At 41.5% G+C, this 20,714-nt stretch carries 19 protein-coding genes; 12 read left to right on the plus strand and 7 right to left on the minus strand.

Translation table 11 applies throughout. The annotated features are described in order from the left end of the window. The first annotated feature begins 117 nt into the window (after nucleotides 1–117). The 6 genes from GGD38_RS35000 to GGD38_RS35025 all read left to right on the plus strand — a co-directional run bounded on the left by GGD38_RS35000 (nucleotide 118) and on the right by GGD38_RS35025 (nucleotide 8,330). Nucleotides 118–1,149, plus strand: a complete 1,032-nt coding sequence (locus tag GGD38_RS35000; protein WP_375297796.1) for a phenylalanine--tRNA ligase subunit alpha — start codon at nucleotides 118–120, stop codon at nucleotides 1,147–1,149. 86 nt (nucleotides 1,150–1,235) lie between these two features. After that, a complete protein-coding gene (locus tag GGD38_RS35005; RefSeq protein WP_375297795.1) occupies nucleotides 1,236–2,078 on the plus strand; it encodes a 3-hydroxyacyl-CoA dehydrogenase family protein in 843 nt (280 codons plus the stop codon). Between the two features lie 118 nt (nucleotides 2,079–2,196). Next, nucleotides 2,197–3,195, plus strand: a complete 999-nt coding sequence (locus tag GGD38_RS35010) for an SDR family NAD(P)-dependent oxidoreductase (protein WP_375297794.1) — start codon at nucleotides 2,197–2,199, stop codon at nucleotides 3,193–3,195. A 222-nt stretch (nucleotides 3,196–3,417) separates the two neighbouring features. After that, entirely contained in the window at nucleotides 3,418–4,503 is a 1,086-nt protein-coding gene (locus GGD38_RS35015) for a carboxypeptidase-like regulatory domain-containing protein (RefSeq protein ID WP_375297793.1), read from the plus strand. 186 nt (nucleotides 4,504–4,689) lie between these two features. Next, nucleotides 4,690–7,590, plus strand: coding sequence for a two-component regulator propeller domain-containing protein (locus GGD38_RS35020; protein WP_375297792.1), 2,901 nt, complete (start codon nucleotides 4,690–4,692; stop codon nucleotides 7,588–7,590). Beyond that, nucleotides 7,587–8,330 (plus strand): LytR/AlgR family response regulator transcription factor, encoded by a 744-nt coding sequence (locus GGD38_RS35025; RefSeq protein WP_375297791.1) that lies wholly within the window; start codon nucleotides 7,587–7,589, stop codon nucleotides 8,328–8,330. The genes GGD38_RS35020 and GGD38_RS35025 overlap by 4 nt, the downstream gene beginning before the upstream one ends. Before the next feature lie 104 nt (nucleotides 8,331–8,434). Here GGD38_RS35025 and GGD38_RS35030 read toward each other — a convergent pair whose 3' ends face one another. Beyond that, complete coding sequence (locus GGD38_RS35030) at nucleotides 8,435–9,382, minus strand: UDP-3-O-(3-hydroxymyristoyl)glucosamine N-acyltransferase (protein ID WP_375297790.1); 948 nt, start codon at nucleotides 9,380–9,382, stop codon at nucleotides 8,435–8,437. Nucleotides 9,383–10,027: 645 nt separating this feature from the next. Here GGD38_RS35030 and GGD38_RS35035 point away from each other — a divergent pair. The 5 genes from GGD38_RS35035 (at nucleotide 10,028) to GGD38_RS35055 (ending at nucleotide 13,874) form a co-directional block, all read left to right on the plus strand. Beyond that, complete coding sequence (locus GGD38_RS35035) at nucleotides 10,028–10,612, plus strand: pseudouridine synthase (protein WP_375297789.1); 585 nt, start codon at nucleotides 10,028–10,030, stop codon at nucleotides 10,610–10,612. A gap of 105 nt (nucleotides 10,613–10,717) precedes the next feature. Further along, nucleotides 10,718–11,593 (plus strand): YicC/YloC family endoribonuclease, encoded by an 876-nt coding sequence (locus tag GGD38_RS35040; RefSeq protein WP_375297788.1) that lies wholly within the window; start codon nucleotides 10,718–10,720, stop codon nucleotides 11,591–11,593. A 94-nt stretch (nucleotides 11,594–11,687) separates the two neighbouring features. Continuing rightward, entirely contained in the window at nucleotides 11,688–12,182 is a 495-nt protein-coding gene (locus GGD38_RS35045) for a gliding motility lipoprotein GldH (RefSeq protein WP_375297787.1), read from the plus strand. A gap of 8 nt (nucleotides 12,183–12,190) precedes the next feature. After that, on the plus strand, nucleotides 12,191–13,183 hold the full coding sequence (locus tag GGD38_RS35050) for a sensor histidine kinase (RefSeq protein ID WP_375297786.1): 993 nt from the start codon (nucleotides 12,191–12,193) through the stop codon (nucleotides 13,181–13,183). Then, entirely contained in the window at nucleotides 13,173–13,874 is a 702-nt protein-coding gene (locus GGD38_RS35055) for a response regulator transcription factor (protein WP_375303954.1), read from the plus strand. Before GGD38_RS35050 ends, GGD38_RS35055 begins: the two co-directional genes overlap by 11 nt. A 66-nt stretch (nucleotides 13,875–13,940) precedes the next feature. Here the strand turns inward: GGD38_RS35055 and GGD38_RS35060 are convergent, their stop codons facing one another. Further along, complete coding sequence (locus GGD38_RS35060; RefSeq protein WP_375297783.1) at nucleotides 13,941–15,686, minus strand: BatD family protein; 1,746 nt, start codon at nucleotides 15,684–15,686, stop codon at nucleotides 13,941–13,943. Between the two features lie 187 nt (nucleotides 15,687–15,873). Continuing rightward, complete coding sequence (locus GGD38_RS35065) at nucleotides 15,874–16,575, minus strand: SDR family oxidoreductase (protein ID WP_375297782.1); 702 nt, start codon at nucleotides 16,573–16,575, stop codon at nucleotides 15,874–15,876. A gap of 104 nt (nucleotides 16,576–16,679) precedes the next feature. On the opposite strand from GGD38_RS35065, the gene GGD38_RS35070 reads away from it, so the two are divergent. Beyond that, nucleotides 16,680–17,375: a YjjG family noncanonical pyrimidine nucleotidase gene (locus GGD38_RS35070; protein WP_375297781.1), complete on the plus strand. Its 696-nt coding sequence runs from the start codon at nucleotides 16,680–16,682 to the stop codon at nucleotides 17,373–17,375. Between the two features lie 57 nt (nucleotides 17,376–17,432). Here GGD38_RS35070 and GGD38_RS35075 read toward each other — a convergent pair whose 3' ends face one another. From GGD38_RS35075 to GGD38_RS35090, 4 genes are read right to left on the minus strand one after another with little or no spacing between them, the layout of a single operon-like run. Then, nucleotides 17,433–18,092, minus strand: coding sequence for a phosphatidylserine decarboxylase family protein (locus GGD38_RS35075; RefSeq protein WP_375297780.1), 660 nt, complete (start codon nucleotides 18,090–18,092; stop codon nucleotides 17,433–17,435). A gap of 52 nt (nucleotides 18,093–18,144) precedes the next feature. Next, entirely contained in the window at nucleotides 18,145–18,780 is a 636-nt protein-coding gene (locus GGD38_RS35080) for a M949_RS01915 family surface polysaccharide biosynthesis protein (protein WP_375297779.1), read from the minus strand. Further along, nucleotides 18,777–19,673 (minus strand): phosphatidate cytidylyltransferase, encoded by an 897-nt coding sequence (locus GGD38_RS35085; RefSeq protein WP_375297778.1) that lies wholly within the window; start codon nucleotides 19,671–19,673, stop codon nucleotides 18,777–18,779. The genes GGD38_RS35080 and GGD38_RS35085 overlap by 4 nt, the downstream gene beginning before the upstream one ends. A gap of 19 nt (nucleotides 19,674–19,692) precedes the next feature. After that, nucleotides 19,693–20,514: a type II CAAX prenyl endopeptidase Rce1 family protein gene (locus tag GGD38_RS35090; protein ID WP_375297777.1), complete on the minus strand. Its 822-nt coding sequence runs from the start codon at nucleotides 20,512–20,514 to the stop codon at nucleotides 19,693–19,695. Nucleotides 20,515–20,714: the final 200 nt, after the last annotated feature.

The following is a 20,714-nucleotide window of genomic DNA, read 5'->3' on the forward strand; positions in this document are numbered from 1 at the left end:
GACAAGTTAACGAGTTGACAAGGCCCTCAATTTCGAGCCCGCCGACTAATTTTTTCTCCCCTAACCTTGTTCACTTGTCAACCTTTCAACTTTTCAACTTATCCTTATCTTTGCCGCATGGACGAACTGTTACAACAAATTGCAGCGTATAAGCAGGAAATTGAGAACCAGCCATCCAACGGCGCTGATTCACTGGAAGCCTATCGTATTAAGTTCCTGGGTACAAAAGGTATTGTAAAGAACCTTTTTACCGAAATGAGGAATGTTCCGGCCGATAAAAAGAAAGAATTCGGATTGATATTGAACGAATTCAAGCTTCTGGCCGAAGCCAAATACGATACCTGGAAACAGCAACTGGAAGGCTCAGACACTACTGTTGCGGCTGCTATTGATGTAACCCTTCCCGGCGATGCATTACCCCTGGGTACGCGTCACCCCATCAATCAGTTCCTGAACCATGTTATCAGCATTTTCAACCGACTTGGCTTTTCTGTGGCCGAAGGACCTGAAATTGAAGACGACTGGCACAACTTTACTGCATTGAACCTGCCTGAGCACCACCCGGCCCGCGATATGCAGGACACGTTTTACATTCAGCAAAATCCCGACTGGTTGCTGCGTACCCACACCAGCAACACCCAAATACGGCATATGGAAAAAGGCCAGCTGCCTATTCGTATTGTATGTCCCGGTCGTGTATACCGCAACGAAACCATCAGTGCCCGCAGCCATTGCTTCTTTCACCAGATTGAAGGATTATATATTGATGAGAATGTTTCTTTTGCCGACCTGAAACAAACCCTGTACTTCTTTGTGCAGGAAATGTATGGCAAAGATGTGAAGGTGCGGTTCCGCCCCTCGTATTTCCCATTCACCGAGCCCAGCGCCGAAATGGATATCAGCTGCCAGCTGTGCCATGGCGAAGGTTGCGCCGTTTGTAAACGCACCGGCTGGTTAGAGATCTTAGGTTGCGGTATGGTTCACCCGAAAGTGCTTGAAAATTGTGGTATTGACCCCGAAAAATACACCGGCTTTGCGTTTGGTATGGGTATCGAAAGACCCGCCCTGCTCAAATACGGCATCAACGATATTCGTTTATTCAGCGAAAACGACGTGAGGTTCCTGCGGCAATTTACCAGTGCTACTTAAATCAATAGACAATAAGCAATAGGCAATTTGCAAAAATTCCTTTTAAGCATTGCCTATTGCTTATTGCCAATTGCCAATTGATTACTATGGTACAAACTATTTGCGTTTGCGGTGCAGGCACAATGGGCAGCAGCATTGCCCAGGCAGCCTCGCAGCACCAATTTCATGTTATTTTATACGATGTGAATACCGGGATGCTTGCAAAAGCCAAAGCAGGTATGCAAAGCAATTTGCAGTCATTGGTGCAGAAAAATAAGATCACTGCCGAAACCAGCGCCGACATCCTGAGCCGCATTCAGTTTGTTTCAGATATTAACGACTGTTTGGCCGATCTGATCATTGAAGCCATTGTTGAAAAACCCGAAGTAAAAGTGGCGTTGTTCAACCAGCTGGCCGAAGTAAATCACAGCGAAACAGTTCTTGCCACCAACACCTCCTCTTTATCGGTTACAGAAATTGCAAAAAAGGTTAAACACCCCGAGCGGGTGGCAGGTATGCACTTTTTTAACCCGGCTACAATTATGAAGCTGGTTGAAGTAGTGAAAACCCCTTTCAGCAATGAACAAACTATTGACGCAATAGTACAAACAGCCCGGCAAATGGATAAAACACCGGTGCTTTGTGAAGATTCGCCAGGTTTTATTGTAAACCATGTGGCCCGCCCTTATTATTTGGAAGCATTAAAACTGGCAGAACAGGGAGTAACCGATTTTCAAACCATCGATACACTACTTGAGGCAACCGGCTTTAAAATGGGTCCCTTTCGCCTGATGGACCTCATTGGCAACGATATTAATTATGCAGTAAGCTGCCAGGTTTATGAAGCATTAGGGAAACCAGAAAGACTGCAACCATCTCCCATTCAAAAAGAGAAAGTAGAAAATGGCCATCTGGGCCGAAAGACCGGAAAAGGTTATTATGAGTACTGAACAAGTCGGTAATTCCATTGTTCGGGCACATAAATTATTTTTGGTACATGCATTATGAGTTTATACTTACAGGTTTTGTGTTAGAAAGGTTATCTTCGTGCCCTGTTAATTATTGCACTTGTACACCAAAATACTCGTCACAGGCGGTTCGGGCTTTATAGGCGCTTACATCATAAAAGAACTGGTGGAAAAAGGCTATGCTGTACGGGCAATCCGGCACAGTAACAATGCCCCCTTCTTTATTCCGGCTCACATCAATGAAAAAGTTGAATGGGTGCCCGGCGATGTTTTGGATGTAGTTTCCCTGCAAGAAGCTATGGATGGTGTAGATGCAGTAATTCATGCCGCCGCTAAAGTTTCCTTTAACGATAACGACAAAAGCTCTCTTTACAAGATCAATATTGATGGTACTGCCAATATAGTGAATATGGCGCTTGAGAGTAACGTCAAACGCTTTGTACACATAAGTTCGGTTGCCGCCATCGGCCGCACGGTTACCGGCGAAACAGTTAATGAGGAAAAGAAATGGCAAGCCGGTAAAATGCATACCACCTACGCCATTAGCAAATACCACGCAGAACTGCATGTATGGCGTGGCGCCGCAGAGGGTTTAGATATGGTGATCGTAAACCCAAGCACCGTTTTGGGTTATGGCGATTGGAACATGTCGAGCTGCGCTATCTTCAAAAGCGTTTACAAAGAATTTCCCTGGTACACAAAAGGCATTAACGGGTTTGTTGCAGTAACCGATGTGGCAAAAGCCGCCGTGTTATTAATGGAAAGCAACCAGTCGCACGAACGGTTTATTGTTAACGGTGACAACTGGTCGTTTCAACAGTTATTCAATACCATTGCCGACGGTTTTGGTAAAAAGCACCCACACAAAGAAGCTTCGCCCTTTATTGGTAAAATTGCCTGGCGTATGGAAAAACTGAAGTCGATGATGTCGGGCAAAAAACCATTACTTACCCGCCAAAGCGCCCGGGTAGCCCAAAGCGTAACCTACTTCGACAATAGTAAAATTCTAAAAGCGCTGCCAGGTTTCTCATTTACTCCCCTCGAAAAAGCCATTCAAAAAAATTGTGAACTATACCTGGCCAATTTGCAGCCGCTATAACTGGCAAAAAACTTGTTATATATGCGTTGGCAGATAATATGTTAAAGAAATTTAACCGGGAAATGGTGGTTGAAAACCAGCAAGCCAATACTTTCACGACGAACAAAACGTTTTAAAGGACCCAAACCGGTTGTATAATTGAATTAATTCATATTAATACAATCCGGTTTTCGTTATTTCGGTAATACATCTTATCCATCTTTTGAAAAATAAATATTCAAGATGAAAAATTTAATGATCCTGTTGTTATCCGTTACCTTATGTTCTACACTTAAGGCACAGGAAAAAACGTTCACGGTTTTGGGAAAAGTACTCGATGCCGAAACCAAACTACCATTATCCAACGCATCGGCATATTGCCAAAACACCACCCAGGGAACTATTACCAATAGCGAAGGAATGTTCTTTATGCGTTTACCTAACGGCGGTTACGATATGGTGGTAACCTATACCGGTTATGAAAAGAAACTGATGCGTATTAGTAATAGCCAGGCAAAAACCGATACCATGGTTATTGAACTGGCCAAAGAAGACAAATCACTGTCGGAGGTAGCCGTAGTAGCCAGCACAGAAGACCCCGATGGCCTGAATAAATACGGAAAGTTCTTTTCACAGAACTTTATTGGCAATACCGGCTACTCAAACCAGGTGGCTATTCAAAACCCGGAAGCGCTAAAATTTTTCTATTCTAAAAAAAGGAACCGGCTAAAGATCACCGCACGCGAAGACCTCATTATTGTGAACTATGCATTAGGTTATAAAATAAGGTACCAGCTTGATTCTTTCAGTTACGATTACGGCAGCAATATCACCCAATATACAGGCTCACCGCTTTTTCAGGAAATGGATAGTACCGAAGAAGTAAAAGCGCAATGGAAAAAGAACCGCGCGCATTCTTACCTGGGCTCCCGCCTGCATTTTATGCGCTCGTTTTACGATAGCAGCTTAACCCAGCAAGGATTTATTATCGAAAAGCTGGCCGAAGATTCACAAAGCGTAAAAGGTACATTTATCAAAGACCTGTATAACGAGCAGGACTATTTGTTAGACAGTGGCCTGGTAGAGGTAAACTGGAATGGCCGTTACCGTGTTAGCTATGGAAATGTTAAACCAGATAAACAATTCCTCGATGAATATAAGTTACCGGCCACTACCCGCTTCCAGATCACCGTACTTGAAGTTGCTGATGGCGGTTTTGTAATAGAAAAGAACGGCTATTTCTACGAGCAATACGACGTAATAAATACCGGTTATTGGGCCTGGAAAAAGCTTGCTGAACAATTGCCATACGATTACGAGTATCGATAGTTGATATCTTCATAATATGTGACCGGCAGAGACAACGTTTCTGCCGGTTTTTTGTTTATAAACTAACGCGTATTAATAAAATCTTTGCATTTTAAAATATCCGGCTCAATCCTTTTTTTATACCTTGGAACGTAATTCCAATAACCGGTAAAATAATCACCGGTCACAGGAATTAACCATTAGCTTATGGGGATCCTTGCCATCATAGCAGATAAACCCGCTGTGATCTTTAACCGCTTTATCGGCTCACTGTTAATTGTAACCGGTTTACTAACTGTTAGTACAACTCATGCCCAGGAGTATAACTATATTCACTACGATGTAAAAGATGGTTTGGCAGGCTCAACAGTATATGATCTGTGCCAGGATAAAGACGGGTTTATTTGGTTTGCTACCGAGGCCGGCATCAGCCGGTTCGATGGCGCCCATTTCAAAAACTTTACTACCACCGATGGACTACCGGAAACCGAAATATTAAAACTTTTTGCTGATTCAAAGGGAAGAATATGGATGGCTCCGTTTAAGAATACTATCTGTTATTATTATAATGGGAAAATATATAACCAGGAAAACGACCCACTACTAAAAAAAATAAAGGTTTCCACGATTATAAGCACCATTTTCGAAAGCGCTGATCATTACATAGGCTTCCAATCAGATAATGAACTGCATATTATTGGCCCCGATACCGTAACAAAAGTATCCCGGAATCAATTTGACGGAAATCATTTTTTCATCCGGCCAAGTCCCCTTGGCAGGGGATTTCAGTTAAACTATGGGGATTCATGTTTTATAGTATCCATAAATAGCATGACCCATGTTACCTGCAGTACCGTTGGCGGAAAACTTCACAATTTTCCCGGCCTTCGTAGTATAAGAGACAAATTAAAAATCACTGCTGAAGATTTTACCCCCGACATCAACAGAGTATTATTCACAAATACCTGGTATGGTTCGTGGATGGTTGATACCACTACTTTCGACCGTTATGAAGATCAGTTCCTTAAGGGAAAACAAATAAGCCATGCGCTGGTAGACAAAGAAAAGAACATTTGGTTTGCCACCCTTGGCGAAGGCGTATACAAACTGGCATCCAGGGAGTTCAAAACCTTTTATTTTGCAAAGAACATTACCTCCGAGATCTTCTCCCTCGAGAAAATAAATGATAAAATTTATGCCGGTACCGGCTTTGGGCGGGTATATGTTTGGAACGGCAGGATATTAGACACCCTAAACTGCAATAAAGAGTTTGAGAAATCGCTCAACTATAACTCTACAAACAGGGTGATCAGCTTAAAAAAAATACAGGATGGCTCATTAGCAATGGGCTCAGATGGCCTGCTTATAAAAAGAACACCTGCCGGGAAGATATTCAATCCCTGGATCTATGCAGTAAAATCAATAGATGAGTTAAAGAATGGCCAGCTTCTGGTTGGCATGGCCCGAAGGACCATATTGGCAGATGCACAAAGTTTAGCAGTAAAAGATACTATCTGGCCTCATAGGACCACCAGTGTATGTGAATATGATAATGAATATTACATTGGCACCGTTAACGGCTTGTATATTGTATCGAAAAACAAACGAACCCGCTTTATGGGCGATTCTTTTCCGCCATTACGTCAACGCATCAGCTATTTCTGTCGTTCGCCCAACGGCCTTCTTTGGATAGCTACCTATGGCGCGGGCATCATTTGTATGAACAGCGGCAAGGTCATCGATCACATAACAACCCACAAAGGCCTTTCAAGCGATATCTGCAGAACCCTGTTTGTAAATAACAATCACTTATGGGTGGGTACCGATAAAGGGTTGAATAAAATAAATATCAGTCAAACCCCATACCCGGTCACCACTTATAGCACATCAGACGGATTACCTTCCAACATCATCAATGCCTTATATGTTGATGGCAATATCATTTACGTAGGCACTCCTTCCGGTCTTACCTTTTTTGACGAAGCCAAAGTGACCAATTATTCCAAATGTAATTTGCGAATACTCGATATTTCGGTAGGTAATAAACCGCAACCCTTACAGGAAAGCTATCAGTTTCACTATAAGGAAAACAGCTTAAAGATTTCCTATGCCGGCATCTCATTCAAATCGGGCGGTAACATCTCCTATCGTTACCGATTAAAGGGGTTGAGCGACGAATGGGATTCAACCGGGCAAAACATGCTGGAATATCCATCTATACCAACCGGCAATTATGAGTTCGAAATAATAGCCGTAAATAAAAAGGGCATTATCAGCAACCCGGTAAAGATCTTCTTTATGGTTGAAGCCCCGTTTTGGCAAACTTTGCCTTTTCAGGTGCTTATTATTGCAATAGCCATACTTATAACCTGGATACTGGTTGCCTGGCGCTTTAGTATACTACGAAAAGAAGAACAGGAACGGGCATCGGTACAGCAAAAGCTGAATGAGTTGGAACAAATGGCCTTACGGGCTCAAATGAACCCGCACTTTATATTCAACTGCCTTAATAGTATACAAAATTTCATAATAACAAACGACCTCGAAGCTACAAACTGGTACCTCTCAGAGTTTGCCCATCTTATAAGGCAAACGCTCGATAATAGCGAAAAGAGCACGATATCTATTACTAACGAAATAAAGTACCTGAAAAGATACCTGGAGCTGGAGATGATGCGCTTTGGCCATTCCTTTGAATATAGCGTTGATGTTGATGATGAAATTGATAGCGATATGGTTAGTATTCCAACTATGATTTTACAGCCATATATAGAGAATAGCATTCGCCATGGCATTCGATATAGAGAGAACGGCGGCGGCCGCATTGATATAAAATTTCAAAAAACGGAGGAGGGTTTTATATGCATTATTCAGGATAATGGCATCGGTAGAAAAAAAGCTAAAGAGTATAGATCGCAGGTGCGGGTTGAATACCAATCGAAAGGAATGTCGCTGACCGCCGAAAGAATAAATATTTTAAACCGTCAATTAATAGATCCCATAACCATTGAAATAAACGATTTGTCCAATGAATATCAACAGGCACTCGGTACAAGAGTTATTATACGTTTTCCCTATACCATTAATTTAAAACCTGTGAAAAAATGATACGCACTATAATTATTGACGACGAGCCTAACAACACAGAAACGCTAAAACAGCTTTTAGTAAAGTATTGCCCATTGATAGAGCTGGTAGGTGATGCTGAAAACATACGCACAGGCCAGACCCTTATTTTAAACACCCAGCCCGACCTGGTGTTTCTTGATATTGAAATGCCATTTGGCAATGCTTTTGAACTGCTCAACAACCTTTCGCCCGTTAATTTCGAGATCATATTTGTTACGGCCTTCGATAATTATGCCATCAATGCCATTAAATATTCCGCCCTTGATTATTTATTAAAACCGGTTAATATAAAAGAACTGCAAAACGCAGTGCAAAAAGCGGCCGAACGTATTAAAACAAAAAATATTACCAGTAAGATCGACACATTGTTGTTCAATCTGTCGGTAAGCAAACCTGTTTTGCAAAAAGTAGCGCTCCCTACCCTCGATGGGTTGGTTTTTGTAAACATCAATGAACTGGTTTGGCTTGAAGCAAGAGGCAGCTATACGTTTGTTTATATGCAGGACCAGCAAAAAATAATGGTGTCGCGAACATTAAAGGAATTTGAAGATATTTTACCATTCGAAACCTTTTCACGGGTACATCAATCGTACATTATCAACCACTACTTTATAAAAAAATACAACCGGGGAAGAGGTGGCACAATTGAAATGGAAGATGGCACCACCATTGAAGTTTCTATGCGAAAGAAGGATGAGTTTTTATCGAAGTTCAAGTAGTACTGAATGCTGAAGTAGGAAGTAAGAAGTATGAAATGATCGATTTTCCATTCTTACTTCTTACCTCGTACATCTTATTTCGCATTGCTATTTTCGAAAATCTACTATTTAAGAGACTTAATGCGTTCCCAGATCTCAGGTATCCTTTTGATCCACACCAGTTCTCTCTTTTTAATAGAAGCATCCTCAGCCGGTGATCCAAAATAAACTTTACCGGCTTCCAGTGTACCACCCACACCACTTTGCGCCAGTACAACAACGTTATCGTGAATGGTGAGCGTTTTTGAAACACCTACCTGCCCCCATAATATAACACCGTTACCAAGGGTTGTAGCGCCTGCAATACCTACCTGCGCAGCCAGCAAACAGTTTGCACCCAATACGGTATCGTGACCAATATGCACCATATTATCGAGTTTGCTACCGCGGCCAATGCGGGTATCGTGCGAAACGCCGCGATCGATGGTACAACCGGCACCAATTTCAACATCGTTTTCGATAACAACCCGGCCGCAACTTTCCATTTTCTTGTACCACACTTCCCTATCCTTTTTGGTATTGTAATAAAAAGCATCGGAACCGATTACTGTACCGGCCTGTATGATCACATTATCCCCAATTACACAGTAATCGAGTATTGAAACATTGGGCGCAATAAAACAATTCTTGCCAATGGTTACCTCGTGCCCTATATAAACGTTAGGCGCTATATAAGTTCCTTCGCCTATAGTTGCGGTATCGCTAATTGGCTTGTTGGCGGGGCGAAATGGACGGAAGTGTTTTACAATTGTTTGGTATGCTTCAAATGGTTTATCAACAATAAGCAATGCTTTTCCTTCAGGACAATCAGTTTTTTGATTTATGATAATGAAGGTAGCTTCAGATTGCAGGCATTTGTCGTAATATTTGGGATGATCGACAAAGACGAGGTCGCCAGGTTCAACTTTATGTATCTCATTTATGCCGGTGGCTATTCCTTCTGTATTACCAGTAAGCTCAGCACCTATCAAATTGGCAATCCATTTTATCGAAACGGGAGCGGGAAATTTCATATCCGTTGAGTTTTCGCAAAAGTAACGCACGATGATCACACAGATTAGGTAATTATTGAGTTCAGTTTCATGTTTTCTGATATATTACCTCCATGTTTATCGATAAGCATCGTGATTTTTCTATGATAACAACCCGTTATTACTTAAAAGTGATGATGATAACAGCTTCACTAACCTCTTATGTCTTCAAAAGATGCCATTAAAGGCATCATTTAACCTTTTCAATGAACTTTTTGCCAAAAAATAAATGAACGTTACCAGCTCATTCAATGGATTTTCTTACTGTGATGCATGCACAGGTATATTGTTCACTTAACTTGCACTGATTAACACAACATGTTACAATGCATCATACAGCATTGCATACAACTCGCTGCCAGTGCATGTTTCAACTGATGATATAAAACATAACAAACCTGTTTGAATGATGAAATGAAGATGAAAACATGTTCAACATTGCACTTAACGATGAATTAAGGCTTCGCTTTTCCCCATTACATAAAAAAAATGTGAATAAAATTTATTAGAAATTTTTTTTAGATAGAAAAAATTATTTTTAATATTGTGGAGGGAAATTTATTTCCCGGTACTTACTAACCCATCCACATAATGAATCTCCCGGCTCACCGGGAGATTTTCTTTTGTATGCATCGCTACTTTATCATCTACAAACCATATCAGGTACTATCACAGTTTACTTCTTCAGAAGGAAAACAAACATTGAAAGCATTCTTTAATGTGCCTTCTGATGTGTATCCTGTTGGCCGGTTAGATTATGACAGTGAAGGATTATTACTTCTCACCAATGATGCTTCACTAAATCATCGTTTGTTGAACCCTTCTTTTGCACATGAACGGGAATATTGGGTACAGGTTGATGGTGATATATCTGAAAAAGCAATTCAGGAACTACAACGAGGTGTTTCAATAACCATTAACGGTACAAAATACAGGACCAAACCATGTAAAGCAACGCGTTTTGCCAACACACCGGATGTTCCTGAACGAAACCCACCTGTTCGATTTCGAAAAGAGATTCCTACCAGCTGGGTTAAATTGATCTTAACAGAAGGTAAGAACCGGCAGGTTCGAAAAATGACAGCTCAAACTGGTTTCCCTACCCTTCGTTTGATCAGACATCGAATTGGCAGCATCACTTTAGATGGTTTATTGCCTGGTGAAATGCGTGAAATGAATAAAAATGACATCTATACCCGATTATTCGGGTAAGGCACAAACCTCAGGCCCCAAGGTACAAGCTCCAATTAAGGTCTTGTGCCCTGAACCTTGTGCCTTGTGCCTTTATTTCATTACCTTGCTAAAAAAAGGTACGTTATGTTGAAATCAATGACCGGCTTTGGAAGAAGTGAACAAACCGTGGGAGATAAGACCTTCCTGGTTGACATAAAATCACTGAATGGAAAACAATTTGAACTATCGTTGAAGATACCGGCTTTTATAAAGCCTTTTGAATTTGATATACGATCGTTGTTATCTAAAAAGCTGGGCAGAGGCACCATTGATTGTACCATAAGCCTTAAAGAAAGCGGTGCCGCCAAACCGGTAAGCATTAATACCGATCTGGCAAAAGCCTATTACCAACCAATTGCTGAATTATCGAAGTCACTGAATCTCGATCCCTCACATATCTTAAGCACTATCATTAAGCTGCCTGAAGTAATAACACCTACCGGAGAAACCTTAACCGACGAAGAATGGGCCAGGTTTCAAAGTGTTATAGAAGCAGCCATGGAAAACCTCACCACTCACCGCCTCGAAGAAGGCAAAATAATGGAAGCTGACCTGTTGTTACGTATAAGCAACATTCAAAAACAACAGGAAATAATTGCTACCCTTGAGCCTTTACGCAAACAAAAGATCAGGGAAGGGTTAACCAAGGTGTTGGAAGAAAATGTGGGTAAAGAAAACTACGATCCTAACCGCCTCGAGCAGGAGCTTATATACTACATTGAAAAAATAGACCTCAGCGAAGAACAGGTTAGGTTAAAAACGCATTGCGAATATTTTAAGACCATTTTGAACGAGCCAGAAGAAGGAAAAGGCAAGAAGCTGTCGTTTGTATTACAGGAAATTGGCCGCGAGATAAATACAACCGGCGCCAAAGCTTACGATTCATCCATACAGAAGTGTGTGGTACTCATGAAGGATGAGCTGGAAAAAGCCAAAGAACAGGTTCTAAACGTATTATAAAGCTACACAAGACACAAGGATCAGCGGTTTTGCAACCCAGGGCCTTGTGTCTTGATTCTTTTACCCTGATCCCTATCTTTGTAAAAAATTTCGCTTGAAAAAAAGTATCCTGCATTATACTTCATTCATCCTGCTTTTTGTTTCGTACCTGGCTTTACCTTCCTGTGGTACAATAGATGTTTTTGAAAAGAATGCCACCATTCCCAAACAAGTGTGGAAAAGCAGCTACAAGCCCGAGATTGCATTTAACATAGCACCTACCGATACAACTGCCCGGTTCAATATTTACATTGTTATCAGGCATACAGACGCCTACCGCTATAAAAACATCTGGTTAAACATTCATACCGAATCACCAGGCGGGGTTGTACAAAATCAGCCGCTGAACCTGCAACTGGCAACCGATAACAAAGGCTGGCTGGGCAGTGGTATGGATGACATCTTTGAACACCGTATCCTCATTACACCGCCGCATTCTCCCGAACGGTTAAGCGCAGGCACTTATCGCTTTAAACTGGAGAATATTATGCGGGAAGACCCTTTACTTAACGTAATGAACGTTGGGATACGCCTGGAAAAAGTAATGTAGGTTTTACAATGGATGTATTTACTAAAAAACGGCTTCAGATTGCCAGTATCACCTATTGGCTTTTACTGGGCTACATAGTAGTAGCACTGGTTTGGTGGTTTATTGCCCTTCAACGGCAAAATCACCAGATGGCAAACTATAAGATCAGCGAACTGAAAATGGATGACCCCTCTTTTCAGGCCAAATACATTCAAATAAACGATGAAAAACGCCGGCACGACTTTCGTAACATTGGCGAAGGCGCTATTTTTCTCGTAGTAATTCTAATTGCATCCATTTTCGTATATCAGGCTGTACGGCGTCAAATACGCTTACAACATCAGCAGGAAAACTTCATGATGGCTATAACACATGAATTGAAAACACCTATCGCTATAGCCAAGCTGAATCTGGAAACACTACTGAAGTATTCCCTCTCTGAAGAAAAAAAGCAGAAGATGTTGCAGGCAACCCTGCAGGAAACCAACCGGCTGAATACGCTGGCCAGCAATATTCTGGTATCATCACAACTCGAAGGCGGCCGCTACCGCACAGCCAAAGAAGAACTCGACCTCTCGGACCTGATAAAAACCTCCATTACCGATTTTAAGAACCGTTTCCCCGAGCGGCACTGGCAATGTGAAATAGAACCTGAAATAGATATCAACGGCGATCCTTTACTGTTACAAATATTGGTGAACAACCTTATTGAGAACGCCATTAAATATGCCCCCAAAGAAGGCCTTATTTCCTTCAAACTGTTTCAAAAGGGAAAAACCATTCAGTTCCATGTTATAGATGAGGGACCCGGCATACCCGAAGATGAAAAGAAACGCATCTTTGAAAAGTTCTACCGCATAGGTAACGAAACCACCCGTACAGCCAAAGGCACCGGTTTAGGGTTATACCTTTGTAAAAAGATTGTAGAAGATCACAACGGGCACATCAAGGTGGCTGATAATACACCCAGAGGCAGTAATTTTATGGTAAGTTTTACCGTAAAACATGCCCATGAGCAATAAACCATCTATTTTACTTGTTGAAGATGAAGAAAACCTGCACGAAGCACTCAAATTGAACCTTGAGCTGGAAGGCTATGAGATCACCTCTTCCTTCACCGGCAGCGAAGCCCTTCAAAAGATCCAAAGCGAATACTTCGACCTCATTATATTGGATGTTATGCTGCCCGATGTAGATGGCATTAGCATAACCGAAACCATCCGCGTTCAAAACAACCAGGTACCCATTTTAATTCTCAGCGCAAAAAATACAAGCTCCGACCGGGTACTGGGACTTAAAAAAGGGGCAGATGATTACCTCACCAAACCCTTTAACCTCGAAGAGCTATTGCTGCGGGTTATGAAACTGATTGAGAAGAATAAAAAAATGCAGGATAAGGATTCAGTGGGCGATACCTATCAGTTTGGCGGCCATACTATTGATTTTAATGCCCAGGAAGCGGTAACAAAAGAAGGAGAACGCATTCAGCTTAGTAAAAAAGAAGCAATGTTGCTAAAGCTGTTATTTGAAAATAAGAATGATGTAGTGCCGCGCGAAAAGATCCTGCAAACGGTTTGGGGCTACAATGTTTATCCAACTACACGTACCATAGACAATTTCATATTGAACTTTCGCAAATATTTCGAACACGACAGTCGCAATCCCCGGTACTTTCATTCGGTTCGCGGCGTTGGCTATAAGTACACCGAGTAGAAGAGCGACGACAGTGTAAGGAAGGGAACTGCAGTAAAAGAGAACGTAATTATCGATAACAAACCCTTAAGCTTTTATCTCAAGTAATTCTTTTAATAAACCTTCAGTTTTTTCTATCGTTGCCTCCATATTACTAACAGAATGACCCGGCGTGTATAAAGCCCATTCACATTCATTGAGTATGGCCGAAAAGCTTTGAATAATGTAAGCAGGCACCTGCTGTTCGGCTAACAATTGGGTAATATGATGCCTGTTCATTTTAGAAGGCAATACCTTCCAGTTATCGGCAACTACCTGCCACAAGGCCTGTTCTATTTCATGATAAAAAATGGGCGCCTGTTGGTATTGAATAGCCAGTCTTGCCTTAGTTAATAACTGAGTAGCCATTACTTGTGCCGAAGGCTTCACCTGCACAGGAGCAGCGGCCTGTACTTTAGCAATCTCTTTCTTTTTTCCCTTTTTCAATGAAATAACCTGGTATACAATACTGCCAATGATCGCCAACACTATAATGGCAAACCAATAATAATGCGCAGGAATGCCAGGCGCTTTTTGTGCTTTCATGGCCTCAGCTTCTGCATCACTTTTTGTAACACCCGGTAATACATGGAGGATGATGGAATCATTTGATGCCTTTTTATACTTCTTATCTACCGGGTCGTAATAAGAAAGATGAATGGCAGGAATTTTATAATCGCCCGTATCAGGGGCCGCAAACGAATATTCAAATGTTTTTGAACCAGTTAAAGGGAAAACATATTTATTGATGTCTTCTTTTACAGAAGGCTCTGCTGTATCAACACCCTTTGGCCATTTTACATGCGGCGGCGTTAGCAACGACAGGTTGCCACTTCCGCTGATGATTACCTGTATTTTTACCAGGTCGCCCTTGTGTATTGGAGTTGCTGGCACTTTAACTGTCACATTAAACTGCCCAACTGCACCGGAAAAATCATCAGGCTGATTGGCTGCAGGTAATGACTTTACCGTAATGGTCAATGGTTGAGAACGCAGTAGTGTGCGATGATTGATAGCCGTGGGGAACATGGGCGTACTGCTTTGTCCTGGTAACATCCCTTTTTTACCAGCCGGCTTGTCGGTCTTTATAAAATGGATCAGGCTTTCTATTTCAGCGGGGTCAAGTGTATATGTTCCTTCCTGTAAGGGAAACAACTGAACTTTTCTTACCAGGTTGGTATAATACAGGCGCCCGTTCAGCTTTTCAATTTCCGGTTTTCCACCATAGTTATCTACCATTTCCATAACACTAAAACCAGTCAGCGAAGGCCTTTTGGCAACCTGCATAGCGGCATTTAATCTTGAATATGCTTTATACACTACCATCAAAGGCTCACCAACATAACAGGTGTTCTTACTTGATTCAACCCGCAGGAATAAATTCTTCGCTATTTTGTCTGTTATATCATCGCCGGGATGTAATACTGATTCTTCCTCGGTATCAATATCATCAGGATCGATATTATAGAGCCCTTGCACATCGGGCATTACCGAAATACTGGCCGTACTGGCACGCATGTATTTTCCATTGAGAACAGCAGTGGCGCCGGGTACGGTAAACCGCCCTTTTTTTGAAGTTATCAGCACTACTACTTTTGCATAGCTTCCGCCGCCATTGCCAAAGTCCAATGGATAATCAAAAGCGTCAACCACTTCAAAATCCTTAAATTGAGGTATCGTAAACTGGCGGATACTGCGGGCACCTTCAACAATATATTGCACCTGGAACGTTTGCCGCGTGTAAACAGAAGGTTCGCTAACCCGCGTATAAAATTTTACCTGCGCGCTTAACACCCCGGTATACAGGCAAAAGAACAGCCCTAAAAAAATGATATGTATATTTTTCCTGATGCTTTTCTATTTAAATTATTTGCATTCTTTCATCAGTAACAAATATAAATTTTGCCAGTTTAGGCTGGTAAATATGTTAGCGTTAAAGGTGCGTTAAAGCGATAAACGGCAATGGCCTGTTGCAAATTGATTACAGATCGCCCAGTTGGGGTCTCAGAATAATTTCCTCAACACAGGCCTGGGGCGATAATTGAGCAGCAGTATAAACCATGCGGGAAATATCTTCGGCTTCCATAATACGTTTAGGGTCAACGCCACTTCCAACCCACGAATCGGTATAGGCTGCGCCGGGGTAAACAGCTGTTACTTTAATACCATGGGGTTTCATTTCTTCGCGCAGGTTGGTCGAAAAACCAGCCAACGCATATTTACTTATACTGTAAGCGCCCCCATTGGAATACGCCTTTAACGAGGCAATGGAGCACATGTTAAAAATATGACCACTTTTCTGTGTTATCATTTGGTTGATCAGCGCACGGGTAACATGATAAGCGCTGAACAAATTCACCGCCATCATATGCTCCAGGTTTCCATCAGGTTCATTGTAAACACTACCAGGGTCAAACAAGCCCGCATTATTCACCAGCACATTAATGGAAACCTGAAGATCAAGCACCCATTTTCCAAAAGCCTGCGCTTCTTGTTTTATTGAAAGATCAAACGCCTTGGCTTTAACCGATATATTGGGATACGCGGTCATAAACTCCTGCATGGCATTGTACAAAGCCACGTCGTTGCGGGAAGTTAAAATAAGATTATGCCCATTCTGTGCAAATACGTGGGCAATAGCCTTGCCCAAACCTCTCGATGCGCCGGTAATTACAACATTCATAATTGCTAAATTAATTACAAAACCAGTGCGGGCAAAGCATTATTAACTGGTATACAAAGCATTTGAGCACCGCCGCGTAACAGGCGTTTTTTGTAACTTGCGGAATGAAGTACCAGCACATCTTTTTCGACCTCGATCATACACTGTGGGATTTTGAAACCAATAGCCGCCAAACACTCAACGACTTATTTCATACCTATAATCTGGAATCAAGGGGCGTTCACAGCTTTGAAATGTTTCACCAAAGCTATTTTGCACACAACGAAAAATTGTGGGACCGCTTCAGAAAAGGCTTTATTAAATTAGATGACCTGCGCTGGAAACGTATGGTGCTTACCCTGCTCGATTTTAAAATTGGGGATGAAAAGCTGGCCCATGAAATGGCAAAACGTTTTCTTGATCTGCTGCCTACACGTAAAACCTTATTTCCCCATACTGTTGAAATTTTAACCTACCTCACCAATAAGGGATACCGCCTGCATTTGATCACTAACGGTTTTGAACAGGTACAACATATGAAGCTAAAATATGCGGGTATCGACAGCTACTTTAAAGAAGTGATCACATCTGAGGGTAGTAGTTATACCAAGCCCAATAAGGAGATCTTTGATTATGCCTTTCAAAAAACAAAAGCATTACCTGCGGAAAGCATAATGATAGGCGATAATATCGATGCCGATATTAAGGGCGCCATTAACGCCGGCATTGATCAGATATATGTTAACCACCTGAACATTGCCCCTACTATACAACCAACATATACTGTTTACTCATTGAAAGAACTGGAGAATATATTCTAAAAGAAAAAGGTGAGCCGCTTAAAAAACAGCTCACCTTTCTATATTGCTCTACACTTTTTATTTCAACGAACCAATTACGGTTACACCACCTTTAACTACTTCATTCAGCTTTACCGTGATCTTTGTATCGAGCGGCAACAACAGATCTACACGGCTACCGAATTTAATAAAACCCAGTTCGGCAGTTTGTTCCACTTTCTGACCAACACTCAGGTAGTTTACAATTCTTTTGGCCAATGCGCCTGCAATTTGTTTTACCAGCACCTCGCCTTTCGGATGACGGATCACCGCAGTGTGACGTTCATTTTCAGTAGATGATTTAGGATGCCAGGCCACCAGAAATTTTCCTTTATGATAATGGTTATATACCACTTCACCAGTTACCGGGTTACGGTTCACATGCACGTTGGCCGGGCTCATAAACACAGAAACCTGTAATCTTTTATCTTTAAAATACTCCTCATCATATACCTCTTCAATAACAACCACTTTACCATCGGCAGGACAAACAATTAGATCATTGCCTACTGTCAGCTGCCGGCGGGGAATTCGGAAGAAAGAAATAATGAATAAAAACAAAACCAGCGTAGCTATAAAAATCAACCAGGTTAACCAGGCCATGTAGCCACTAATGAGATTAAAAGATACCAGGTTAATAACAGCAAACAATATAGCGCTGATCAATATACTCTTATAGCCTTCTTTATGAATGGTCATTTAAAAATTTTAGGGGTTAAAATTACAAAATAGTATGCATCACAGCATTTCTTTATTTGGCGATCCTGGCAGCCCCGAATTTATTCCATTGTTTATTGGCAAATTCAAGGAAGGCTTCAGGCGCCTTTTCAAACTTCTTTTCTACCTTTTTTTCGCCGCCCAGCGTTTGCGCTCCTTTGGCTACGGTAGTAGTACCTGTTATTGTATAAAAGTCCTTGCCTTCATAAAACACCAGTTTCTTTTCATCCGGTGCCAGCTCCAGCCGGCATCCCTTAACCAGGGCAAAACCCACTTCGGCAATACCATCATTATCAAGATCGGTGACAGAGAGCGAATTGCTGAAAAAATCGCACTTTACATCAAAAGCGCAATCATCTACCACTTCGCTTATTTTTCCAACTTCCTTAAACGTATTATCGGCCATTTTTATGAAATGGTAAGCAAATAACTTTGAGCCGCGGGTTGCATCCAACACATTTGCCCAGTAAACACCTGTTGCGGTAAGTATAACAATGTTTTCACCTCGATTATCGTTCCATCTTTTGCCTTGTTTTATCTGCCCTTTGTACAGTTTTTTGCTGATCATGTCGGTCTTAAAATCAAGCAAAGGCACCGGCGTTTCTTTAGGTGACGCTGTACAACTTAATAATGTGGTTAACAGGATAATGATTAGTAGTTGAGATTTCATTTTAGTGCCAGTTGAATATATAACCAAACGAATGGGATAGCTAACAGTAATGAATCAAACCGGTCTAAAAAGCCACCATGCCCGGGCATAATATGCCCACTGTCTTTCACATTGGCAACACGCTTCAGCTTGCTTTCAAGCAAATCGCCAGCTGTTCCCACAACGGCCGCAATAGCAGCAATAGCAATCCAATGTATTACATGATACCCGTTGGCGGGTGCTGTAAAGTATCCTAATAACGCAATCACGGCAACACAAAGTATTGCGCCCCCAACTGTTCCTTCCCAGGTTTTTTTGGGTGAAATTTTAGAAAATGGCGTTTTACCTATCAGTGAGCCAACTATGTAAGCCATGGTATCATTGATCCAGATGGAACAAATAAGTCCGATTGGGATCACTTTCCCCCAGCTGTCGGGAGAAAGCAACACATCTTCTTTTATAGGCGGAATAAAAGTACTTCGCAGGCTCATCATTAACCCCCAGGCTAAAGAGATATACAATAACCCGAGCGCTGAGTAACCAATATTCTTTGGCTTTATTTCCTTTGCAAACAACAGCTCTACTATAGGCAGTATAAAAAAGAACAACAGCCCAAGAAACCAGCCTATTTCATGCAAATGCATTCCGAAAAAACTAATGTTGTCGCTGGTAAAAAAAAGCATGATGCACCAGCCTGCCAATTTCACGCCATATTTGTGAAAAGGCGTAATAGTAGTATAATCAGGATCAATTAATCCTATCAGTTTTTGATATTCGGACCAGCAGCCGAAATGGATTATGCTGAATAAAATAAAAAAGCTCCAGTGGTTCCATAACAGGCCTGTAAGCATAACCACTACAAAAACCACGGCTGTAAGCGATCGGGTTTTTAATGTTTTTACGTTGAGCGCCATAAGCAAAAACAAATATATTTTAGGCTATGAACTGATTGGTAGTGTTCAGTTCATCAGTATTATACACTTTGGAATAGGTTACTGTAGATTGTTTTTGAAAATACCATAGAATGGCCCAAACAACAATGCCGCTTACTATAGCAGCCAGTACCGGGGTTTCGGGATTTTTATCAATATACTTAGGGGCATAGGAAGCGGCTATCACCTGCACAGCATTATTTACAAAATGCGCTATCATACTTGTGTATATGCTACCACTAAACCAGTACATAGCGCCCAATACAACGCCCAAAAACATCCTGGGTAAAAATCCGGCAAACTGCATATGGAATGCTGAAAATATAATGGCGGTCATTACAATACCGGCCCAGGGGATTCTGCAGATATGAATTATGATCCTTTGTAAACCGCTTCTAAAGAAAAGCTCTTCACAAACTGCTGGTAACAAGGCTATAATAAACACGTTAATAACGATATCAAGTGGCGAGTTCACTTTCAGAAAAGCTGCCATTTGCTTCGATGACGTTTCTTCCAATTTTACCAGTTCACTAGGCAGGGGAATACGTGAATTAAGATCGCCCAGCCAAAAAACAAAAGGCATGGCAAGTAAAATACCAACAATGCCCAAAACATACATATTCGATCTTTCAGCCTTTTTTAAACCTAAAAAATAACCATAATTACCGGTGAAAGTGAACCGGACAAATATATAAACAGGAAATACGAACAGAATAATTGAAGCAAGCGCCTGCAGAATTTTGGCAATACCTATATCACGAGGGTTGTTAAGATCAACGCTATTGATGCCACTTACACTATAAACAATTAATGTTAAGGACATTATGAAAACATAAGTCAAGCAGAAAAAACCAAAGAGCACCCCTAATTGGCGCCAGGGCGATGCTAAACGTAAATGACCTCTCATAGGCTGGTATAAACAAAGAATTAGTGTGTAAATTTGCAGCCGCGCGCAAATCCTTGTAAGGGTGCAAGATAAGGTGTTGTGATTTGCTTTCAAATTATAAGTACATAGGTCGGGCA

Origin of the sequence: Niastella sp. OAS944 (assembly GCA_024809215.1) — a bacterium.
Taxonomy (GTDB): domain Bacteria; phylum Bacteroidota; class Bacteroidia; order Chitinophagales; family Chitinophagaceae; genus Niastella.